Annotated in this window: 20 protein-coding genes; 2 read left to right on the top strand and 18 right to left on the bottom strand. The window is 66.9% G+C overall.

Annotation, left to right across the window (positions count from 1 at the left end):
* The 14 genes from IFT73_RS00935 to IFT73_RS00870 all read right to left on the bottom strand — a co-directional run bounded on the left by IFT73_RS00935 (nt 1) and on the right by IFT73_RS00870 (nt 13,523).
* Nucleotides 1-1,542 carry a fumarylacetoacetate hydrolase family protein gene (locus tag IFT73_RS00935; RefSeq protein WP_192165861.1) on the bottom strand — a complete coding sequence of 514 codons (1,542 nt, stop codon included), beginning with the start codon at nt 1,540-1,542 and terminating at the stop codon, nt 1-3.
* Nucleotides 1,543-1,604: 62 nt separating this feature from the next.
* Entirely contained in the window at nt 1,605-2,477 is an 873-nt protein-coding gene (locus tag IFT73_RS00930) for a sugar phosphate isomerase/epimerase (protein WP_192165859.1), read from the bottom strand.
* 46 nt (nt 2,478-2,523) lie between these two features.
* Entirely contained in the window at nt 2,524-3,327 is an 804-nt protein-coding gene (locus IFT73_RS00925; RefSeq protein ID WP_192165857.1) for an SDR family NAD(P)-dependent oxidoreductase, read from the bottom strand.
* A gap of 117 nt (nt 3,328-3,444) precedes the next feature.
* Nucleotides 3,445-4,884 (bottom strand): amidase, encoded by a 1,440-nt coding sequence (locus tag IFT73_RS00920; protein ID WP_192165855.1) that lies wholly within the window; start codon nt 4,882-4,884, stop codon nt 3,445-3,447.
* 13 nt (nt 4,885-4,897) lie between these two features.
* Nucleotides 4,898-5,083: a hypothetical protein gene (locus IFT73_RS00915; protein WP_192165853.1), complete on the bottom strand. Its 186-nt coding sequence runs from the start codon at nt 5,081-5,083 to the stop codon at nt 4,898-4,900.
* Nucleotides 5,084-5,086: 3 nt separating this feature from the next.
* Nucleotides 5,087-5,428, bottom strand: a complete 342-nt coding sequence (locus tag IFT73_RS00910) for a nitrile hydratase accessory protein (RefSeq protein ID WP_192165851.1) — start codon at nt 5,426-5,428, stop codon at nt 5,087-5,089.
* Nucleotides 5,425-6,075: a nitrile hydratase subunit alpha gene (gene nthA / locus IFT73_RS00905; RefSeq protein WP_192165849.1), complete on the bottom strand. Its 651-nt coding sequence runs from the start codon at nt 6,073-6,075 to the stop codon at nt 5,425-5,427. The genes IFT73_RS00910 and nthA overlap by 4 nt, the downstream gene beginning before the upstream one ends.
* Before the next feature lie 12 nt (nt 6,076-6,087).
* The gene (gene nthB, locus IFT73_RS00900; RefSeq protein ID WP_192165847.1) at nt 6,088-6,795 is read right to left on the bottom strand and encodes a nitrile hydratase subunit beta; all 708 of its coding nucleotides are present in this window, start codon (nt 6,793-6,795) and stop codon (nt 6,088-6,090) included.
* A 34-nt stretch (nt 6,796-6,829) separates the two neighbouring features.
* Nucleotides 6,830-7,735, bottom strand: coding sequence for an ABC transporter permease (locus IFT73_RS00895; protein WP_192165845.1), 906 nt, complete (start codon nt 7,733-7,735; stop codon nt 6,830-6,832).
* Between the two features lie 89 nt (nt 7,736-7,824).
* Nucleotides 7,825-8,835 (bottom strand): ABC transporter permease, encoded by a 1,011-nt coding sequence (locus tag IFT73_RS00890; protein WP_192165843.1) that lies wholly within the window; start codon nt 8,833-8,835, stop codon nt 7,825-7,827.
* Nucleotides 8,832-10,370, bottom strand: a complete 1,539-nt coding sequence (locus IFT73_RS00885) for a sugar ABC transporter ATP-binding protein (protein ID WP_192165841.1) — start codon at nt 10,368-10,370, stop codon at nt 8,832-8,834. The genes IFT73_RS00890 and IFT73_RS00885 overlap by 4 nt, the downstream gene beginning before the upstream one ends.
* A gap of 28 nt (nt 10,371-10,398) precedes the next feature.
* Nucleotides 10,399-11,397 (bottom strand): substrate-binding domain-containing protein, encoded by a 999-nt coding sequence (locus IFT73_RS00880; RefSeq protein ID WP_192165839.1) that lies wholly within the window; start codon nt 11,395-11,397, stop codon nt 10,399-10,401.
* A gap of 70 nt (nt 11,398-11,467) precedes the next feature.
* The gene (gene hpaD / locus IFT73_RS00875) at nt 11,468-12,466 is read right to left on the bottom strand and encodes a 3,4-dihydroxyphenylacetate 2,3-dioxygenase (RefSeq protein WP_192165837.1); all 999 of its coding nucleotides are present in this window, start codon (nt 12,464-12,466) and stop codon (nt 11,468-11,470) included.
* Between the two features lie 133 nt (nt 12,467-12,599).
* Entirely contained in the window at nt 12,600-13,523 is a 924-nt protein-coding gene (locus tag IFT73_RS00870) for a LysR family transcriptional regulator (protein ID WP_192165835.1), read from the bottom strand.
* Between the two features lie 561 nt (nt 13,524-14,084).
* Here IFT73_RS00870 and IFT73_RS00865 point away from each other — a divergent pair.
* The gene (locus tag IFT73_RS00865) at nt 14,085-14,372 is read left to right on the top strand and encodes a transposase (RefSeq protein ID WP_197983452.1); all 288 of its coding nucleotides are present in this window, start codon (nt 14,085-14,087) and stop codon (nt 14,370-14,372) included.
* A 233-nt stretch (nt 14,373-14,605) separates the two neighbouring features.
* On the opposite strand, the gene IFT73_RS19455 is transcribed toward IFT73_RS00865, so the two are convergent.
* Together IFT73_RS19455 and IFT73_RS00855 are read right to left on the bottom strand one after the other, a co-directional pair.
* Nucleotides 14,606-15,049: a DUF2690 domain-containing protein gene (locus IFT73_RS19455; protein WP_371811184.1), complete on the bottom strand. Its 444-nt coding sequence runs from the start codon at nt 15,047-15,049 to the stop codon at nt 14,606-14,608.
* 442 nt (nt 15,050-15,491) lie between these two features.
* Nucleotides 15,492-15,845 carry a hypothetical protein gene (locus IFT73_RS00855; protein WP_192165830.1) on the bottom strand — a complete coding sequence of 118 codons (354 nt, stop codon included), beginning with the start codon at nt 15,843-15,845 and terminating at the stop codon, nt 15,492-15,494.
* Here IFT73_RS00855 and IFT73_RS00850 point away from each other — a divergent pair.
* The gene (locus tag IFT73_RS00850; RefSeq protein ID WP_192165828.1) at nt 15,832-17,163 is read left to right on the top strand and encodes a hypothetical protein; all 1,332 of its coding nucleotides are present in this window, start codon (nt 15,832-15,834) and stop codon (nt 17,161-17,163) included. The genes IFT73_RS00855 and IFT73_RS00850 overlap by 14 nt on opposite strands.
* A gap of 131 nt (nt 17,164-17,294) precedes the next feature.
* On the opposite strand, the gene IFT73_RS00845 is transcribed toward IFT73_RS00850, so the two are convergent.
* Complete coding sequence (locus IFT73_RS00845; protein WP_192165826.1) at nt 17,295-17,645, bottom strand: hypothetical protein; 351 nt, start codon at nt 17,643-17,645, stop codon at nt 17,295-17,297.
* Nucleotides 17,646-17,830: 185 nt separating this feature from the next.
* Nucleotides 17,831-18,160, bottom strand: coding sequence for a hypothetical protein (locus IFT73_RS00840; RefSeq protein WP_192165824.1), 330 nt, complete (start codon nt 18,158-18,160; stop codon nt 17,831-17,833).
* Between the last annotated feature and the right edge of the window lie 90 nt (nt 18,161-18,250).

Below are 18,250 nucleotides of genomic sequence, written 5' to 3'. Positions count from 1 at the left end.
TCAGCGCCCCTTCGTCCACTCGTCGTAGCGGCCACGCCACTCGGCGTTCATCGGGTACAAGCCGTCGACACTGTGACCCTGCGCGACCTGCTCGACGATGTACGCCTCCTCCTGCTCCTGCACGATGCACTCGTCGACGAGCTCGTCGGCGATCGACGGCGGGATCACCAGGATGCCGTCGTCGTCGGCGACGATGATGTCGCCGGGCTGCACCGTCGTGCCACCGCACGCCACCGTGATGTCGGTGTCCCACGGGATGTGACGGCGGCCGAGGACTGCGGGGTGGGCGTTGGCGTAGAACGTCGGCAGGTCGAGCGCCGCGACGGTCGAGAGATCGCGGACGCCGCCGTCGGTGATGATCGCCGCCGCTCCCCTGACCTGCGCGCGCAGAGCGAGGATGTCGCCGACCGTGCCGGTGCCCTTCTCACCGCGTGCTTCCATCACGAGCACCTCGCCGGGTCCGACGCTGTCGATCGCTCGCTTCTGCGCGTTGAACCCGCCGGCGTGGGCCTTGAACAGGTCCTCGCGGTTGGGCACGTAGCGCAGCGTGCGGGCCAGGCCGACCACCTTCGCGCCGGTGCGCGTCGACTGCAGGCCGTCGATGCTGACGTTGTTGAGGCCACGCTTGCGCAGGTTGGCCGACAGCGTGGCGGTGGCCACGGACTCGAGCTTGGCCTTGAGCTCCGGCGACAGCACGGGCTTGGCCGTCCCGGGCGCTGCGGCCAGCACCACGTCGCGGGCCGCGGCGTCGTCGACACTCCCCCAGGCGTCCAGGCGGTCGGTGTCGGTCACCCGCGGTACGTCCCCGATGTCGGAGAACGACTGTGCGCCCGCGACGACCGGTGTCGTGAGGCGTCCGGTCATCAGTCCGGTGCCCGGCACGTCGACCTCGACCTCGACGACGTCGCCCGGCATCACGACGGACGATCCTGCCGGCGTGCCGGTCAGGATGACGTCGCCGGGGTGCAGGGTCATCAGCTGGGACAGGTCGGCCACGACCTGCGCGAACGGGAACAGCAGACCCTCGGCGTCGTCGTCCTGCGCGAGCCGGCCGTTGACCCAGGCCCGGAGCCGAACGGTGGTCGGATCGATTTCGCCGGCCGGCAGCAGTACCGGTCCGAGCGGCGTGAACCCGTCACCGGACTTCGACCGCAGGTTCGAGCCCTTGTCGGCGTACTTGATGTCGTACAGACCCAGATCGTTGCTGGCCGTGACCCAGCCGACGTGCGCCCAAGCGTCGCCGGGCGTGACCCGGCGCGCCACGGAGCCGATGATCAAAGCGATCTCACCCTCGAACGCCAGCAGCTCCGTGCCGTCCGGCCGCTCGACCGGGGTGCCGCTGAGGCTGAGCGACGAGGACGCCTTCATGAAGTAGGACGGGTTCTTGGGCGTCCGGCCGCGCTGGTCGGCGCGCGAGCGGTATGACAGGTGCACCGCGAGCACCTTGCCCGCCGCGGCGAGGACCGTCTGGTCGACGTCCCGTCGCTGTCCGGCTCCCGCTCCGGCTCCGGTGCCGATGTCGTCGTGGTCGTTCGTGGGCATGTTGCCTCCGAGGTGATTCGATGCGTGAGTGGTGCGGTGTCGACGTCGTCGCCGGTGTGCGGTCAGAGCCCGAGCTCGTTGAGGTACGCGCGTGAGATGCGGGCGCTGTCGGCCGGCGTCGGCTGCTGGGTGATGTCGGTCTCGACCGTGATCCAGCCGGTGTAGTCGGCGTCGGCCAGGATCTTGAACACCGCCGGGAAGTCGAGGTCGCCCTCCCCCAGCTCCTTCCAGAGCGCGGCTTCCTCGAACTGTGCGTACGTCCAGCCCGCGGAGCGTCCCTGGTCGCGCACGGCGAGGTCGATGTCCTTCACGTGCACCGACCGGACCCGGTCGATGTGGCGCAGGACGAACTTCTCGACGTCGATGCCCGCCCAGGCCAAGTGGCCCGTGTCCGGTCCGACGAACAGCAGCTCAGGATCGATCGCGGCGAGGAGCGATTCGATCTCGTCCTCGGTCTCGACGAACGTGCCGACATGGGTGTGGAAGCCGGCGTGGACACCGTGCTCGAGGAATATCTCGCACACCTCGGCGATCGTCCGCTTCGTCTGGCGGAACTCCTCGTCGGTCAACCGATCGAGCGGGCCGACGTGCGCCGCTGCTTGGCGCCTGGTCCGGCCGGCTCGGGTCACGACCTCGAACCCACCCACGGCGATGAAGATGTCCGAGACGCCCAGCGCTTGATGGACCTGCGCCTGCAGGCGCGCGGCCTCGTGCAGCTGATCGCGCTGAGCAGGATCCCAGAAATCGCCCTGGAGGTACCCTGGCGCGGGCTCGAGGCCGTGAGTCGCGTACAGGTCGCGGATCTCGTCGGCACCAATCGTGCCGACCCCGCTGATCGGGGCCCCGGCGTAGCCAGTGGCAGCAATCTCGTCCAGGCCGTCACCGAGGCCGCGCTTGCGCCACGTGATGCCGCTGCATCCGATCTGGACCTTCAAGGCCGACTCCATCTGCATGATCTGGTGGTGGGACCGACGAGGCGGGTCAGATGCCGGAGCCGTCGGACGGGGCGTCGAACCGTCCGTCGATGATCAGGCCGCCATCGACCGGAAGCAGCACGCCGGTGATGAAGCTCGCAGCCGGTCCGACCAGGAACTCGATGACGCCGGCGATGTCCTCCGGAGTCGCGAGGCGACGCAACGGGGTGCGCGAGAGCACGGTGTCCTCGTTGATCGAGCCGGAGCGAAATCCTGACCGGACCATCTCGGTGTCGACGTAGCCGGGGGCGACCGCGTTGACGCGGATGCCGTGCGGTCCCCACTCGGCCGCGAGGGTGCGGGTCAGGCCGACCATGCCGGTCTTGACCGTGCCGTAGGCGACCCGCCCCGGCAGGCCGAACGTCGAGGCGACCGATGCGAACGTCACGATGCTGCCCTTGGACTCGGCCAGCAGCGAGTGGCATGCCTGCGCCAGGAGCAGCGAACCGGTCAGGTGGATGTCGAGGTGCTTCTGCCAGATCGCGAGGTCGAACTCCTCGGCCGGCGCGCGGGTGATGTTGCCGGCAGCGGGGATGACTGCGTCGACGCGGCCGAAGTGGGTCGCGATCTGGTCGACGACATCCTTGACGGCCTGCTGGTCGGCGACGTCGCAGCCGAGTCCGAGGTTCTGGTCGCCGAGGCGGGCGGCCTCGGCCTGTGCGCCCTCGCCGTTGATGTCCAGGAGCGCGACGCGCCACCCGCTCGCAACGAGCCGCTCGGCGGTGGCGGCGCCGATCCCGCGCGCTCCACCGGAAATGACAGCTACGGGGTTTGCCTGGTGGACAGATGTGCTGGCGAGGTCAGCGGACATGGGTGGATCAGATCCTTCACTCACGGGCCGAGGGCCCTGGGGGCGATGCCATCTCACTTTCGCATCCGCCTTGTATTAATGGAAATACTATTTTGCTTCGCTGGCTATACCGAAAACCTATGGGGTCGACAGGGGGTCAGGCACCTGCAGGTGCCACTCGGTGTCGCGCTGGAAGGCGTCGCCAGCCCGCAGGACCAGCTCCTCGTCGAACGGTCGACCCGCGATCTGCAGGCCCAACGGAAGCCCCTCGGCCGTGAACCCGAGCGGCACTCCCAGCACGGGATTGCCCAATGTGTCCCAGTAACCGGTGTAGATGGGGCCGAAGCCGTGGAAGTAGCCCTTCGACATGCGCTCGAGCGCTGCGGCGCCGCCGCCGGCAGTGGGTGTCAGGACCAGGTCGACGTTGCTGAACGTCTGCTTGATCGCCTTCTGCCCTACCCGGCGTGCTCGCTGTGCCTGGACGTAGTCGGCCGCGCTGTAGAACGTCGCTGTGCCGATGGCTGAACGGGTCGCCAGCCCGTAGTCGGACCAGCGTCGCTGCAGGTCCGGCAGGTGGTAGGTCAACGCCTCGGCGTACATCAGCATCTCGTCGACGGTCGTCATCTCGGCGAACAGCGGCAGCGTGACGTCGACGATCTCGGCGCCACGAGCCGCCAGAACCGCCAGCGCCGCGTCGATGGCCGGCGCGATCGCCGGATCGTACTCGTCGGTGACGCCGTCGAGGCGGTCCAGGCCGATCCGCACGCCGCTCAGGTCGCCGTCGAGGCCCGCGGAGTACCGACCCACCGGGACGTCGATCGTCGTCGGATCGGACGCGTCGCTGCCGGCTAGCACGTCGAGCAGCACGGCGCAGTCGCGAGCAGAGCGGGCCATGGGCCCGACGTGGTCGACCGTATAACCCAAAGGCACCGCGCCTGTCTTCGGCACGCGACCATAGGTCGGCATGAGCCCCGTGATGCCACAGTAGGCGGCCGGGATCCGGATCGATCCGCCGGTGTCGCTCCCCAGGGCGCCGAGGACCGCGCCGAGCGACACCGCGCTGCCCGAGCCCGAGCTGCTGCCGCCCGCCCAGTGATCGAGCGACCACGACGACCGCGGGACCGGGAACGGCTTGGTGGGGTCAGGCTCGCCCGTGGCGAACTCCATCGTCGTCAGCTTGCCCATGATGACGCCGCCTGCATCCCTGAGCCTGCGGACGGCGACGGCGTCCCCACTGAGGGCCAAAAGGTCATGCACCACCGACTGAGCGGTCGTCGGTCCCTCGACCGTCGTAAAGATGTCCTTTATACCTAGGGGCACCCCGTGCAGCGGCCCGACCGGGTCGCCCGCGGCAAGCACCGCGTCCGCAGAGGCTGCCGCCTCCCTCGCCTGGTCGTCGAACCGCGCTAGGAACATCCCGACCGCGTCGTCGTAGGCGTCAGCGGCGGCGATCGCGCGCTCCACGACTGCCAAGCTCGTCGTCTCGCCGGAGCGGATCGCTGTGGCGACGTTGGTGAGGGTGGCGGGCGCGAGCACCGCGGCCACCTGGTCGACAGGGGGGTGGTCGTGCGTGGTCATCGGGTCGTTCTCCTCAGACTCGTGGGTCGAACGTCACGGCGGGCTCCTCGTAGCGCACGCCGTCGAGCGCGCGCAGCGCCTGGACGGCGGCACGCTTGCCCGGATACGCACCCACCAGCAGCGCGAGCTCGTCGGCGGGCACCGTGAGACCGTGCTGGTGCAGCAGCGCCTCGACGATGACTTCATCGGATGACGGCACGGCTCAGAACACCTCGTCGCGCTCGTGGCTGCGGAACTCGTCCTCGCGGGCGGGCAGCTCGGCGGCGACCTGTTCCGACATGACGACCGACAGCGCTGCCAACCAGCACTCGTAGTACTCGTCGACGCCGCTCTGCTCACGACGCGCTATCTCCTCGGAGATGGCGTGCTGGAAGTCGATCCACTCGAACGCACCGTCTTGGCACAGGCTGACCGCCAGCCCGAAGGCCCGGGCGTGCCACGGCGCGTCGAAGACGAGCTCGCCGTTGGCGCGGGGCACGGCCGAGTCGCCGGTCATCTCGTCGAGCTGCACCCGGTCGGTCGGGGTCGCGTGCTCGGCGCTCATGCGCTGACCTGTGTCGCGGACGCGTCGGGCAGCGTGACGCCGATCATCGAGTCGCGCGTGATGATCGAGACCAGCTCCTCCTCGGAGAGGCTGTCGGTGCCGGCAGGTCGCTGCGGCACGACGAGGTAGCGGATCTCCGCACTGGAGTCCCACACGCGGATCGAGGTGTCGTCGGGCAGCGTCGTGCCGAAATCGGCCAGCACGGCGCGGGGCTCGCGGACGACCCGGGCGCGGTAAGGGGCGTCCTTGTACCAGCGCGGCGGGAGGCCGAGCACGGGCCACGGGTAGCAGGAGCACAGCGTGCACACCACGACGTTGTGGACGTCGTCGGTGTTCTGCACGGCGATCATGTGCTCGCCCTGCAGACCGCCGACGCCGATCTCGAGCAGCGCCGCGGTGGCGTCGGCGAGCAGTCGCTCGTGGTACTCGGGGTCGACCCAGGCCTTGGCGACCGCACGGGCGCCGTTCAGCGGACCGATGTCGTGGGTGTAGGCGTCGATGATGTCATCGATGACATCGCCCTTGACGAGGCCCTTCTCGCGGAACAGCGACTCCAAGGCACGCGCCCGGACCTCACCGTCGGAAAGCTCGCCGGGGTGGTGTCCGCCCGTTCCGTGATCGTGGTCGTGGTCATGGTCGTGTCCCATGGTCCTGCCTCTCTACTCGTTGATGCCGGCGGCGGGAGCCAGATAGCTCTCCCACAGATCTACGATGAACTCCGTACCCGGCTCGGCTTGGTCGTCCCACAGGACGTCTCCGTCGAAGCTGACGGCGTACACGTACTCGGGGTTCTCGCCCAGGTGCTGGCTGATGGCGTCGGGCAGGATGAACGCGCCGTGGCTGATCGCGACGGTACCGGTGTGGCCCCAGATGTAACGCGGCGAACGCGTGTGGGTCGGCACCGGCCGCGGCAGCGCCACGACCCGGTCGCCGACCGCGAATCGCGGAGGGGCCGGCAGCTCGCGGTCGGCACGCACCCCGTCGTAGATCGTGCTGAGAATGGCCCGCGACAGCGCGTCGCCCTCATCCTGGGTTGACGGCGGCTCCTGGATGCGGATCTCGACGCCGTCGCGCACGGCCTGCTGCCGGTCGCGCAGCTCTCGCTCGGTGACGAAGCCCTTCTCGATCAACAGTGGTTCCCACGCGTGCAGCCAGTGCTCGTAGTAGGTGCCCGTCAGGTAGAGACCGTGGCCGATCTTCTCGATCGAGTGCCGCACCTCGTCCGACGTGAGCCACACGCCGTGATGAGCGCAGAGCTTCTCGAGGGCGAAGGTCAGACCTTCCCAATCGGCGTGGAACGTCTGCTCGTCGACGGTGTCCACGGGTCCGAACCCGTGCATGCCGCCCATGTCGTGGATACCGATCATGCTGCCTCCTTGGTCGTGGCGTGTCTTCTCGAGATCATGCCCCGCGGATGCCGGTGCGTCGACCTGTCAATGCGCCGATCACAAGCGTCAGCACCAGGATCAGGCCCACGCTCACGCTCTGCCAGTACGAGCTCACGCCCGTCAGGTTGAGCGCGCTGTTGACCACCGTGATGAAGATGGCACCTGTGAAGGTGCCCAGCAGTCGTCCTTCGCCGCCGCGAAGAGCCGTGCCGCCCACGACGGCAATCGTGATGGCGTTCAGCTCGACACCGGTCGCCATGTTGCCCGTCGCGGACGAGAGCAGAGCGGCCAGTGCCACGGCCGACAGGCCCGTGAACAGTCCGGTGATCGTGAAGGCGATGATCTTGACCCGATCGACCCGGATCCCCGCCATCTCGGCGGCAAGCTCGTTGCTGCCAACGGCGCGCAGCTGGCGACCGAAGGTCGTCCGGTAGAGCAGGGCGTGCGATAGGGCGCACACCGCGATGAAGACGAGGAAGATCGCTGGGACGGAGGCGACCGTCGACGTGGCGAAGCTCTGGAAGTCGACAGAGGAGACCGCGAGGATCGTGCCGCCGGTCATCATGAACGCGATGGCCGTGTAGATGTTGAACAGCCCGAACGTGGCGATGAACGGCGGGATCTGGATCTTGGTGACCACGACGCCGTTGACGACTCCCAGAGCGCCGCCGACCAAAATGCCGACCAGCGCTGCGGCGCCGATCGTCGTGTTGGGCAGGACCAGCACCGTTGCCACGGCGCTAACCGCCGTGACGCCTGCGACCGACAGGTCGAACAGGCCGCCCGCGATCAGCAAGGTCATCCCACAGGCAACGATCCCGGCGAACGACGCTTGTTGGGCGATGTTGCTGTAGTTCGCCGACGCCGCGAAGTTCGGGACGGTGATCGACAAGATGACCATCAGCACGATCAGCGTCACCTGCAGGTAGTACCGACCGAGCAGGTCACCGATGGATGGTCTGCGACGCGCCACGCGGGTCGAGGCGGTCTCGGTTGCTGTACTCATGGTCAGCCCTCCATCAGGATGCGTCGGTAGATCTGGCGGCGAAGGCTGTCCAGCGACAGCGCGAAGATCAGCAGCACACCGATGGCCAGACTCTGGTAGTAGGACGGGACGTTGAGCTGGTTGAGGGCGGACGCGATCATGGCCAGCAGCAGGCCGGCGATGAACGTGCCGGGCAGGTTGCCGCTGCCACCAGCGAGGCTGGTGCCGCCCAGCACCGCGATGGCGATGATCTGCAGCTCGAGGCCGACGCCGAGGTTGCCGGTGACGTTGCCCAGCTGCCCGGACAGCAGCACTCCGCCCAGTCCGGCAGTGAGCCCCGCGATGACGAACGCTGCCAAGGTCACGCGGCGCACGTCGATGCCGCTCTCCGCAGCAGCCTCAGGACTGCCACCGACGGCGCACACGTGACGCCCGAACGGCGTGTACTGGAGCACGATGTGCAGAACCGCCAGCAGGACGAGAGCCAGTACGAAGGGGATCGGGATGCCGATGAGCTTGTCGTTGGCCAGGGTGCTGAGCACGTTGCTGTCGCCGGTGACCGTCTGGCCGTCGGTGACGAGCAGCGCGATGCCGCGCACGACGCCCAGCGTGCCGAGCGTCGCGACGAACGACGGCACCCGCAAGTAGGCCACGAGGTAGCCGTTAACTAGGCCGACCGCCAGGCCAATCGCCAACCCCACGCCGACGCCCGCGGCGAGTCCGGCGCTGCCCAGCGTCATGGTGAGCAGGCACGCCGATAGGCCCTGGATCGACCCAACTGACAGGTCCAGACCACGTGAGGCGATCACGATCGTCATGCCGAAGCCGACGATGGCGGCGATCGAGGCGTTGACCAGCAAATTCGACAAGTTGTTGCCGGCAAAGAAGTTGGGCACGGCGACGACGCAGGCCACTGCGACGATGACGAAGGGGATGAGCACGCCGTAACGGCTCAGTGACGTCGCCAGGCGCTGTCGACGTAGCCTCGAGCGCGAGGCCTCCTCGTCCCGCGTGGTGATCTCGGTGGTCGTCATGACCTGTCCTTTCCGGCGGAGATGGTGCTGGCTGAGCCGACGGACTCGGCCAGGATGCGGTCCTCGGTCACGTCGTCATCGGTGAGGGTGGCGACCACGTGGCCGTTGCGCAGGACCAGGCACCGCCGGACCAGAGAGACGAGCTCGGGCGTGTCGGACGAGCTCACGACGACTGCAACCCCTGCCTCGGCCAGGCGCTGGATGAGCTGGTAGATCTCGACCTTGGCGCCGACGTCGACGCCGCGGGTGGGCTCGTTGAGCAGCAGCACCGTGCAGCCCGACAGGATCGCGCGACCGAACAGCACCTTCTGCTGGTTTCCGCCGCTGAGGTTGCCGATGTACTGGCGCGGGCTGTCGACCTTGATCCGCAGCTCCTGTTTGAGCCGTTCGTAGGTCGCCAGATCGCGACGACTGCGGGGCACCGCGCGGGAGACCACACCCTCGCCCTCGTTCTTGGCCGAAATGAGCAGGTTCTCCAGCACCGACAGGTGCGGCAGGATTCCCTCGGCCTTGCGGTTCTCACCCAGCATGAAGATGCCCGCCTTGAGCGCACCGGTCGGTCCGCGCAGGTCGACGACCTGGTCGTCGAGACGCACCTCGCCCTTGGACGGGATGGCGCCGAACAGCGCCTGCATGATCTCAGAACGCCCCGACCCGACGAGCCCCGCGACGCCGACGATCTCACCACGACGCACGTCGAAGTTCACCGGCTCGACGACCTTCGGACAGCTGACATCGCGGACACTGAAGCGGACCGGCTGATCCTCGGTGCCGGCCACGACCGGCTCCTGCTCGAATGCCTGCAGCTCACGGCCGAGCATCAGCTCGACGAGCTCGGGCTCGTCGGTGTCGGCCGTCCGCAGCTCGCCGACCCGCTCCCCGTCGCGGAAAACTACGATGTTGTCCGAGATCTCGAAGATCTCGTCGAGGCGGTGGGAGACGTACAGGATGGCTTTTCCCTGCGCCTTGAGTCGCTCGATCAGGTCCAGGAGGCGACGAACCTCCCGCCTGTTCAGCGCGGCCGAGGGCTCGTCCATCACGATGATCTCGGCATCGCGTGACAGCGTCCGGGTGATCTCGACCATCTGCTGGTCACCAACCGACAGGGTCTCCACCGTGCGGGAGGGGTCGAGGTCGAGCCCGAGCTGCTCGAGGAGCTTCCGGGCTCGTCGCTTGGTCTCCCTGACGCGGATCAGCCCGCCCCGGGTGAGCTCGTTGCCGAGGAAGATGTTTTCCGCGACGGTCAGCTGGGGGACAAGACGAAACTCCTGAGCAACCACGCTGATGCCTGCGGCCTGCGAGTCGGCGGCTGATCCAAGCTCTACTTTCTCCCCGCGGATGCGCAGCTCTCCGGACGTCGGCTGCTCCAGCCCGCCGATCAGTCGGATCAGCGTGCTCTTGCCGGCGCCGTTCTCGCCCATCAGGGCGGTGACCTCACCCGGGTGGAGCGTGAGGTTCACCGACCTGAGGGCACGCACCCCGGGATAGCTTCGACTGACGTCGATGGCTTCGAAGACTGCTGGTTGCTTCTTCATGCGCGAGCTTCCCGGTGGAGACGGATGGTTACTGATCGGCGAGCTTGGCCTGGAACTCGGCCAGGTTGTCCTTGGTCACGAGAGTCGTCGGCTGCTCCAGCGTCTTGCTGGCCTCGTCGGTGAATTTCGGCGTCTCGCCGTCGAGCAGCGCGAGGGCCGCGTCGACGAGCGCCTGGCCCTGACCGAACGGGTCCTGCGCGACCGTCGCCTCCTGCTTGCCCTGCTCGATCAGCTGGAGCTCGATCGGGTCGCCGTTGAAACCGACGATCGCCGGCGACTTCTTGGACGTCTCGGCAGCGCGGACGGCTCCCTGGACGGCGTTGCTGTTGAAGCCGAAGATCGCCTCGACGTTCGGGTTGGCCGAGAAGATGTCCTGGCCTGCCTTATAGGCCGCCTCGATCGTCTGGCCGGGGATCTCGCTGACCAGCGTCAGGTTCGGGTACTCTTTCAGCTTGTCCTTGAATCCCTTGCCACGCGCCTCGCCGGCCGGGTGGCCCGGGTCGTCACGGATGAAGGCGATGTCGTGGTTCTTGCCGTCGTCGAACTTCTTGCCGAGGTACTCGGCCGCCTGGGCGCCGCCCTCTTCGTTGTTGGACTGGACGAAGTAGTCGATGTCGCCCTTGGTGCCGATGTCGCCGACGAGCACGGGGATCTTCGCCGCGTGCGCAGCCGAGACCGTCGCCGGGAGGGCGTCGGGCTGCACCGGGGTGATGAGCAGTGCAGAGATGTTCTGCGAGATGAGTTGCGCACTGCCAGTCACCTGGATCTGTGCGGAGTCCTTGGAGTCCGAGAGCACCACCTTGACGCCCTTCTCCTTGGCACGCGCCTTCACACCGTTGGCGTACGCGATGAAGTAAGGATCGGTCTGGTCGTAGACCGAGTACCCGAGCACCAGGGGGTCCTTCTTGACGAACTCGGTCTTCGATCCGCCGGCGGAGTCGCTGCCGGACGATCCCGCGCCGCTGGCGCACGCGCCGAGGACGAGGGCACTGGCAGCAATGGCTGCGATGGCAATCTTGCGCTTCATGATGATTCCTCTGGGGTGGGGTCGCCCGAGCGACGGGTGGGGGTGGGGGTGGCGCAGGGGGTGTGCTGATTCAGTGGAGCTGCAGGTACTGCTCGAGGGTGTCGGGGGTGGCTGCCAGGAGCGGCTCCTCGACGGGCTGGTCGGCGAACTCGCTCGCCTCGAAGAACCACCGCGCCGACGCCGGCATGCCCCAGAGCTGGGCACGCTTCGGGTTGCTGACGTCCCAGCGGATCGGGGGGGTCTCGAGATCGATGAACTGGTAGTGCGTGTTGAACAGCTCGATCCGGTGCTGGTCCGGGTCACGCACGTAGAGGAACAGGGCATTGCTGATGCCGTGACGCCCAGGACCCCGATCGATCTCGTGGCCGAGGCCGTAAGCGCCTGCGACGTCAGCAGCGTGGATCAGCGCGGACGCATCAGGGACGGTGTAGGCGAAGTGATGCAGACGCGGACCGCGACCGTTCGTGAACACCAGGTCGTGGGTGTTCCCCTTGACCTCCATCCACGTGCCCCACAGCTCATCGGTGTTGTCCTTCGCCGTGTACTCCGACAGGCGATAGCCCAGCGTGTGATAGAAGTCTGTCGCCTTCTGCACATCGTGCGTGACGATTTGGAAGTGGTCGATCCGCTGCGGCGCTCCGGCCTTGAACTCGTTGTAGTTCTGCATCTTGCGCTCGACCACGTCCATCGACGACGTCAGCTCGATGTGCGTGCCGACTGGATCGACGAACTGGAGGGTCGGACCCTGGTAGGGCTTGTCCACTCGGCGGTGCTCGATGCCGATCGACGCGAAGTACGCTGCGGCCCGGTCGATGTCGTCGTCCGTCTGCACGCGGAAGCCCACCTGGTCCGCCAACGGCGCACCGTCGGTCTTGTACAGCGTCAGACTGTGGTGGACGCTCTCCTCCAGCCCCCGGAAGTAAACCGTGTCAGCGGTCTCCTCCGTGACGACGAGCCCAATGACATCGCGGTAGAAGTCGCGGCTTGCGCCGAGGTCGGTCACGGTCAGGGACACGTGACTGGCACGCGTGATGTTGAAGGGCGGGTTCAGCTGAGTCTTGGGAAGCATTCTGGGTCCTTCGGTGGGGAACGGCTCGTGCCACCATCTCAACTACCGAATGCGAAAGGAAATACTATTTAGTTCGTTCCTCCATATGCAATCCCTATACCGTGCGTGGTTCAGGTCATATGAAACCTGTTCGTTACTTAACGTGCGGTTTCGAGGGCGCGGGAGGCCTGATCCGACGCAGCAGTCGTGCCAGGCCCGGGCTCATGTCCACCCGCGCCGACACGACCGCGATCGAGTGCAGGGCCGGGAGTGGCTCGGCGATCGACCTCACGACGATGTCGAACCCTTGCAGGCTGCGCCGTTGAGCGTCGGGCAGGATCGAGCTTGCCTGTCCAGCGGCGATCATGGGAATGCTGGTCTGGATGGTCTCCGCGATCCGGCTGCGCCGGGGGACGATGCCGTGGCGCATCAGCGCGTCATCCACGACGTCCGGCAGGCTTGGCACGGCGAGCGTTCGTTGAGGAAGGATCATTGCCGCTCCTTCGAACACATCGAGATGTACCGGGTCGGGGAGATCAGCCCGGTCCGGCGGAAACGCCGCAACCAGGGGGACGTCTTCCCATCGCATGACGCGGAAGTCCTTCTGCCGTTCTGCGAACTGGTGCGAGTCGGCCACCAGGATGAAGGCGACGTCGGCCTTCCTGTTGTCGATCATCTCGATGGCCTCCCACGGAGGCGGATCGATGAGTCGCACGTCAACCTCCGGGTTCTCCGATCCGTGCTCGCGCAGGAGGTGCGGGATCCTGTGCCACATCAGCGCCGGGACCGCGGCGACGGTGATCGACCCCCGTCTGCCGGTGCCATAACTCGTCAGGTGATCGACGACGTCCTTCACATCGCCCAGGATTCGAGACCCCGCATTCAGCAGATACATCCCAGCGCTTGTGGGGTGGACGCCACGGGAGGTACGAACCAGCAGCTGAACTCCGAGCTCGGACTCCAGCTTGATGATGGCCTGGCTGAGCGGCGGTTGGGACATGTGCAACGCCGAGGCTGCGGCCACGAACGAGCCCGACTCGACCACTGCCCGGAAGTAGCGAAGCTGACGAAGGTCCACGAGTCGAGAGCCTAGTCTGCGCCAGCCCGGCCCGGCTCGAACCCGAGGCGAGACATCGGCTCAGAGCCGGTGGGCCGTGAACGACAACGCCAGCCGGTCACGCAGGTGGCGAGCACAGTTGACCAGCAACTCTTCGCCGTCGACCCAGCGGTCGACAGAGTGCTTGAACGGCAGCGGAACCTTCTCGACGGTCCCCTTTGTATCTCGTTCTGATCTGCTTTCATCACGCTTAGGATCGCGTGGTGTGCTGGAGGATCACAGAGCCAAAGCGAAAATCTGCGGGGAGCACGAGCCCACGTACATCTGTAACGAAGGCCCCTGGCCAGCATTTCTGCTGTTCAGGGCTATTCCGTGGTAGAGGGGACAGTGTGTTGGTTCAGGACATCGGCAATACATCTCTCAAGACACCGGAGACAACAAGCCACGCGACTGATGCTCGAGCATGTCGCCGTCCAAGGACCGCCTGGTCATGACAGTACCGTTCATCGAGCACGGGACTGCCCAGAGTCTGGTTGACATCTGACTTGTGAGTATTTCGATCCTTGCTGGAAGGATGTTCACGTGCCGAAAGCATTTCCCATCGAGTTCCGTAACGACGTGGTCGCGGTCGCGCGCGAGGGCGAGGCGTGGATCACGCAGGTCGCGGAGGACTTCGGTGTCTCCGAGTTATGTATTCAACGCTGGCTGAAGCTGGCCGACATCGAGGACGGCAAACGCCCCGGCGTCACCAACGCCGAAGGCACCGAGCTGCGCGAGGCACGCAAACGGATCCGTCTGCTCGAGCACGAGAACGAGGCCCTGCGACGTGCGGCGGCGAATCTGTCCCAGGCCAACCTGACGGGGAAATAGTCTTCCCACTCGTTCGCGAGATGGCCGCGGCCGGCGCCCCGATCAGGGTGCCGGCCGCGGTGGCGGGTGGGGTCCTCAAACTGTCCCGGCAGAGCTACTACCAATGTCTCGCCGAGTCGTTCTGCCAGCTGGACTGGGACGACGCTCACCTGATCAACGCAGCGTTCGACGCCCCGCCGAGGACCCGGGATTCGGGTATCGGTTCATTGCCGACGAGCTCGCCGACCAAGGCTCTATCGCGTCCGAGAACCGTGCGTGGCAGCTGTGCTTGATCCAGGGAATCTTCTTGATTCATTCGAAGAAACGTGGCTGCCCGGGGCGTAGACCTGCATGGAATAGGTCCATCCCTGCCCGGGATCCTGCTCGTTCTCAGTGAACTGCGGGAGCCCACCCTGAGCGTTGCGGGTGATGCTGTTGTAGGGCTCGTACGTCCTGACCCAGTTGGTGCCGCACGCGCTGGAGTACAAAATTTGCACGGTGCCTCCGTAGGTGTCCGAGGGGTCGTACAGATCGCGCGCGAAGATGACCCGCCCGGAGTTGACGCACCCGGTGCTGGCTGGGTCGGTTCCGTCGTAGTCAGTACCGCTCGTTGCTTGAGCACTCGTCAGTGCCGCCACCAGCGCGGCTGCCACCGCGAAAGCACCAGCTGCGCGTGCCGCTGACTTCACACCCTTCATCAATTTTCCCAATTGTCGTGGTGAGACGCAGACATCCTGCGTACTTGTGACGATGAGCCCCGACATGTCCACTGACCAGACCCCAGTAGTCCACGACGTCCACCTGGCAGTGCCCACGGCCCGCCGCCCGCTGCTCCTCGCATTCCGCTGGGACTTCGATCCCCCAGCGCCTCGACTGGGCGGTGATCTACGCGCGGGCCACTGAGCAGACCTGGATCCATACGGTTTTGGCGCGTTTTGCGGTCACTTGGCCTCTCGGTCTCTGCGCCTGAGCCCTGAGGGTGTGGAGTCTTCCGCCATGCACTGACAGAACCGCATTCCACAGGCTGACCTCCACGCCGCGGCTGTCCACACGCGGCCCGTCAGGGCTCGCGACGGCGGCCGCTCGACCGACTAACTGGTGGGAACCCCGTCAGACCTGAAGGAGCACATCATGAACACCTCAGCAACTGCCCTCCCGACCGAGCTCGAGCGCGCCGTCGTTCAAACCCTCGGCCTGCTCGAGTTCGTCAGCGACGCGCTTCGTCGACCGCGGCGGGCCGATGTCGACGAGTACGCGCACCTTCGCTTCGAAGGTCTCGTCGTCCTGGCCTCGCATCGGGGCCGTCACCTGGTCGACGTCGACGACCAGCAGGCCGCCGGCACCGATCGCTCTGGCGACCTCGAGCACCTGCTTCGCGCCGCCCATGCCCAGCTGGCCGACGCGCTCATCGGTCTGGAGGACTTCGAGGTGCTCGAGTTCGTCGCCGAGGTCGGTGCCATCTGCAGGGAGGTGACCACACATGTCCACGCCCACTGAGCAACTGCAGCTCGCGCTACGTCTCGCGCTGCGTGCGCACAACACCAACGAAGCCGACGCGGCCGCCCTCGTTCGCACCTGGCCACACCTGGTCGAAGCCGCCCAGGCCGCCTACGAACAATTCGACGGTTTCGGCGCCAGCGCCCCGGCTGGGCCGATCGACCGCATCACCGTCGACGCCCGCGCCATGGCGGCTCTCGCGGAGAGACGCGTCTGGCCACCACGACGTGGCCCGTTGGACGCGTCCCTGCAGCAGGTGACAGCTGCCCTGCGGCGAAGCACGGAAGTCAGCCATGTTGATCCGCCGGCGGATCAGAAGGAAGCCGATCGGCTGATCCTCAGCACCTTGTGGTCGACCTCGCAGTTGGTGAGCAGGGTCGTGCGCGACCGCGCATTCGACGTGCGCACAGATCCCGGCCTCTCCGACGTCCAGAAGCGCGAGCAGCTGCCGGCCGTCAAGGACGTGGCGCGACGGTTCAACGCACTTGAGCAGCTGGCGGCGGAGTCGCTGCGCTCGGGCAGCGGGATCATGCCTGCCATGTCGCCGCAGACGAGTCAGTTCAGGCACGCGATCGCGGCATGGGACGTCCAGGCTCACCGTGCGCTGATGGACGATCGGTCGACCGCGGTGCTTCACGTGCTGTCTCACCTCGAGGCCGAATCCGTCAAAGGCCTCGAGCGATTCGTCTCGCAGGCGGCCGACAGTGGCATCATCGACCAGGTGACCGCTGACCGGCTGAGTCAGATCCTGAACGATTCGTCGGCCTCTTGGGCACGCCTGAGAGACGTCTCGGCGGAGCTGTCGTTCAGCAGCGTCCCCGTCCCGATGGGTTTGATCCAGGCCGGCCGGAACCTGCAGGAGCAGTTCAGCGTCGCGGCGGCCGCAGCTGACCCGAACGATCACCCGCAGCTGTTGCTCGGCCTGACCGGGCACCTGGCGTCAGCCGTCACCATCTCGGCGGCCGTCCGCGAGACCATCGACAGCGGAGAGCTACGTGCCCCGGCCAAGGCCATCTCGCGCGTGATGACCGAGCAGAACCCAGGGCACGACCACACACCCGTCGATCCCGTGGCCATCCAACGCCGCCTGACTCTGCCGTTGAACTTCGATGTCCGCCGGCTCCTGGACGGACCCGCCCTGCGCGTCTTCCTCGACGCCGACGAGGCCATGAACCGATCGGCAGGGCTGGACGCGATGTACCGCTCGTCCACCATGCCGGCGTCAACAGCACGCCCAGGAACGCATTCGGCTATCGAGCGCAGGAGTCCCGTTGCCATGACGCCACCGGGCGCTACTCCCCCGCCTTCACGATGATTCCGCAGACGGTCGTGCTGGCGCGGGAGAACCGCCCCAGTGCGGCCGTCGAACGCGGTGGATCTTCAGCGGCTACGACCCGGCCCTGGCGGCAACTTCTTCGGCGCTGGCGGTAAGGGCGCGCCACGGCATCACTCTGTCTGATCGGCCGCCGCGTTGACGGCTTCGCGAAGCCACGCCGACCGGCTGAGGTGACGACCGCCGACCTGCCGGTCGGAGACCAGCGCAGCCTCGATCGTCTGCAGCGTCTCCAGGGGCACGAGGTGAACCCTCGAGAAGCCCTCTCCCCTGTCCTCGGCCTCGCCTGCGACCTCGAGCCGGGCGGCCGGCGTTCTGGCAGCGTGAGCGTCGACGGCCTCGAGGATCCAACCGAGCAGCGTGTCCGGACCAGGCAGGCCCTCGTCGAGCTCGGCTACGAACGACGCGCGAGCTCGATCCCACGTCTGCCGGTTCCACCACACCGACAACGGCTCCCGGTCCATCCTGGCTCCTGAACCGATGAGCGATCACCACCTGGTCCTGACCCACCCAGAACCGGCCATGCCAGCGACCGCTGATCACGCCGAGCCACCACAGACACTCCGAGCCAGGCACCAGCACGACCTTGCTAGCGAAGCGGTCACGGACCGCCTCGCTAGTCACGGCCCCTTCTAGCCGATCGCGCGCCTCAGTCACCACCTTCGGCACCCTCGCTGCCATCAACGCCGCCGCCATCGTCGTCGTCGCCGGCGGCGGCGGCGGCGGCGGCGGCGGCGGCGGCGCGAACCAACCGCTTGACCTCCGCAGGCGACACGTCACCGGCCCACTCACACGCCTCCGCGACTGTCAGACCCTCAGCACCGGTCAGTGCGGCGAGCGCTCGGCCAGCCTCGACCTCGTACCGCCTCACCGCTTCGTCACGCGCCGCCAGCGCGACCGCGACATCCACTCCGAGCGACGAACGCCGCTTTCCGGCTTCCACGCGCTCCCGCCGTCGCTTCGCCTGCGCATCGAGCACCTGACGCCTTGCAACCTGCCTGACCGACTGTCCCACTGAAATTGCCCCCTGATCTTGGATTCCTTCACCACCTAGAGCCCCAATTCCTCC

The organism is Aeromicrobium sp. CFBP 8757 (assembly GCF_014841755.1).
In the GTDB taxonomy this organism is placed as follows: Bacteria; Actinomycetota; Actinomycetes; order Propionibacteriales; family Nocardioidaceae; genus Aeromicrobium.
This window is presented reverse-complemented; position numbering and strand designations above follow the sequence as displayed.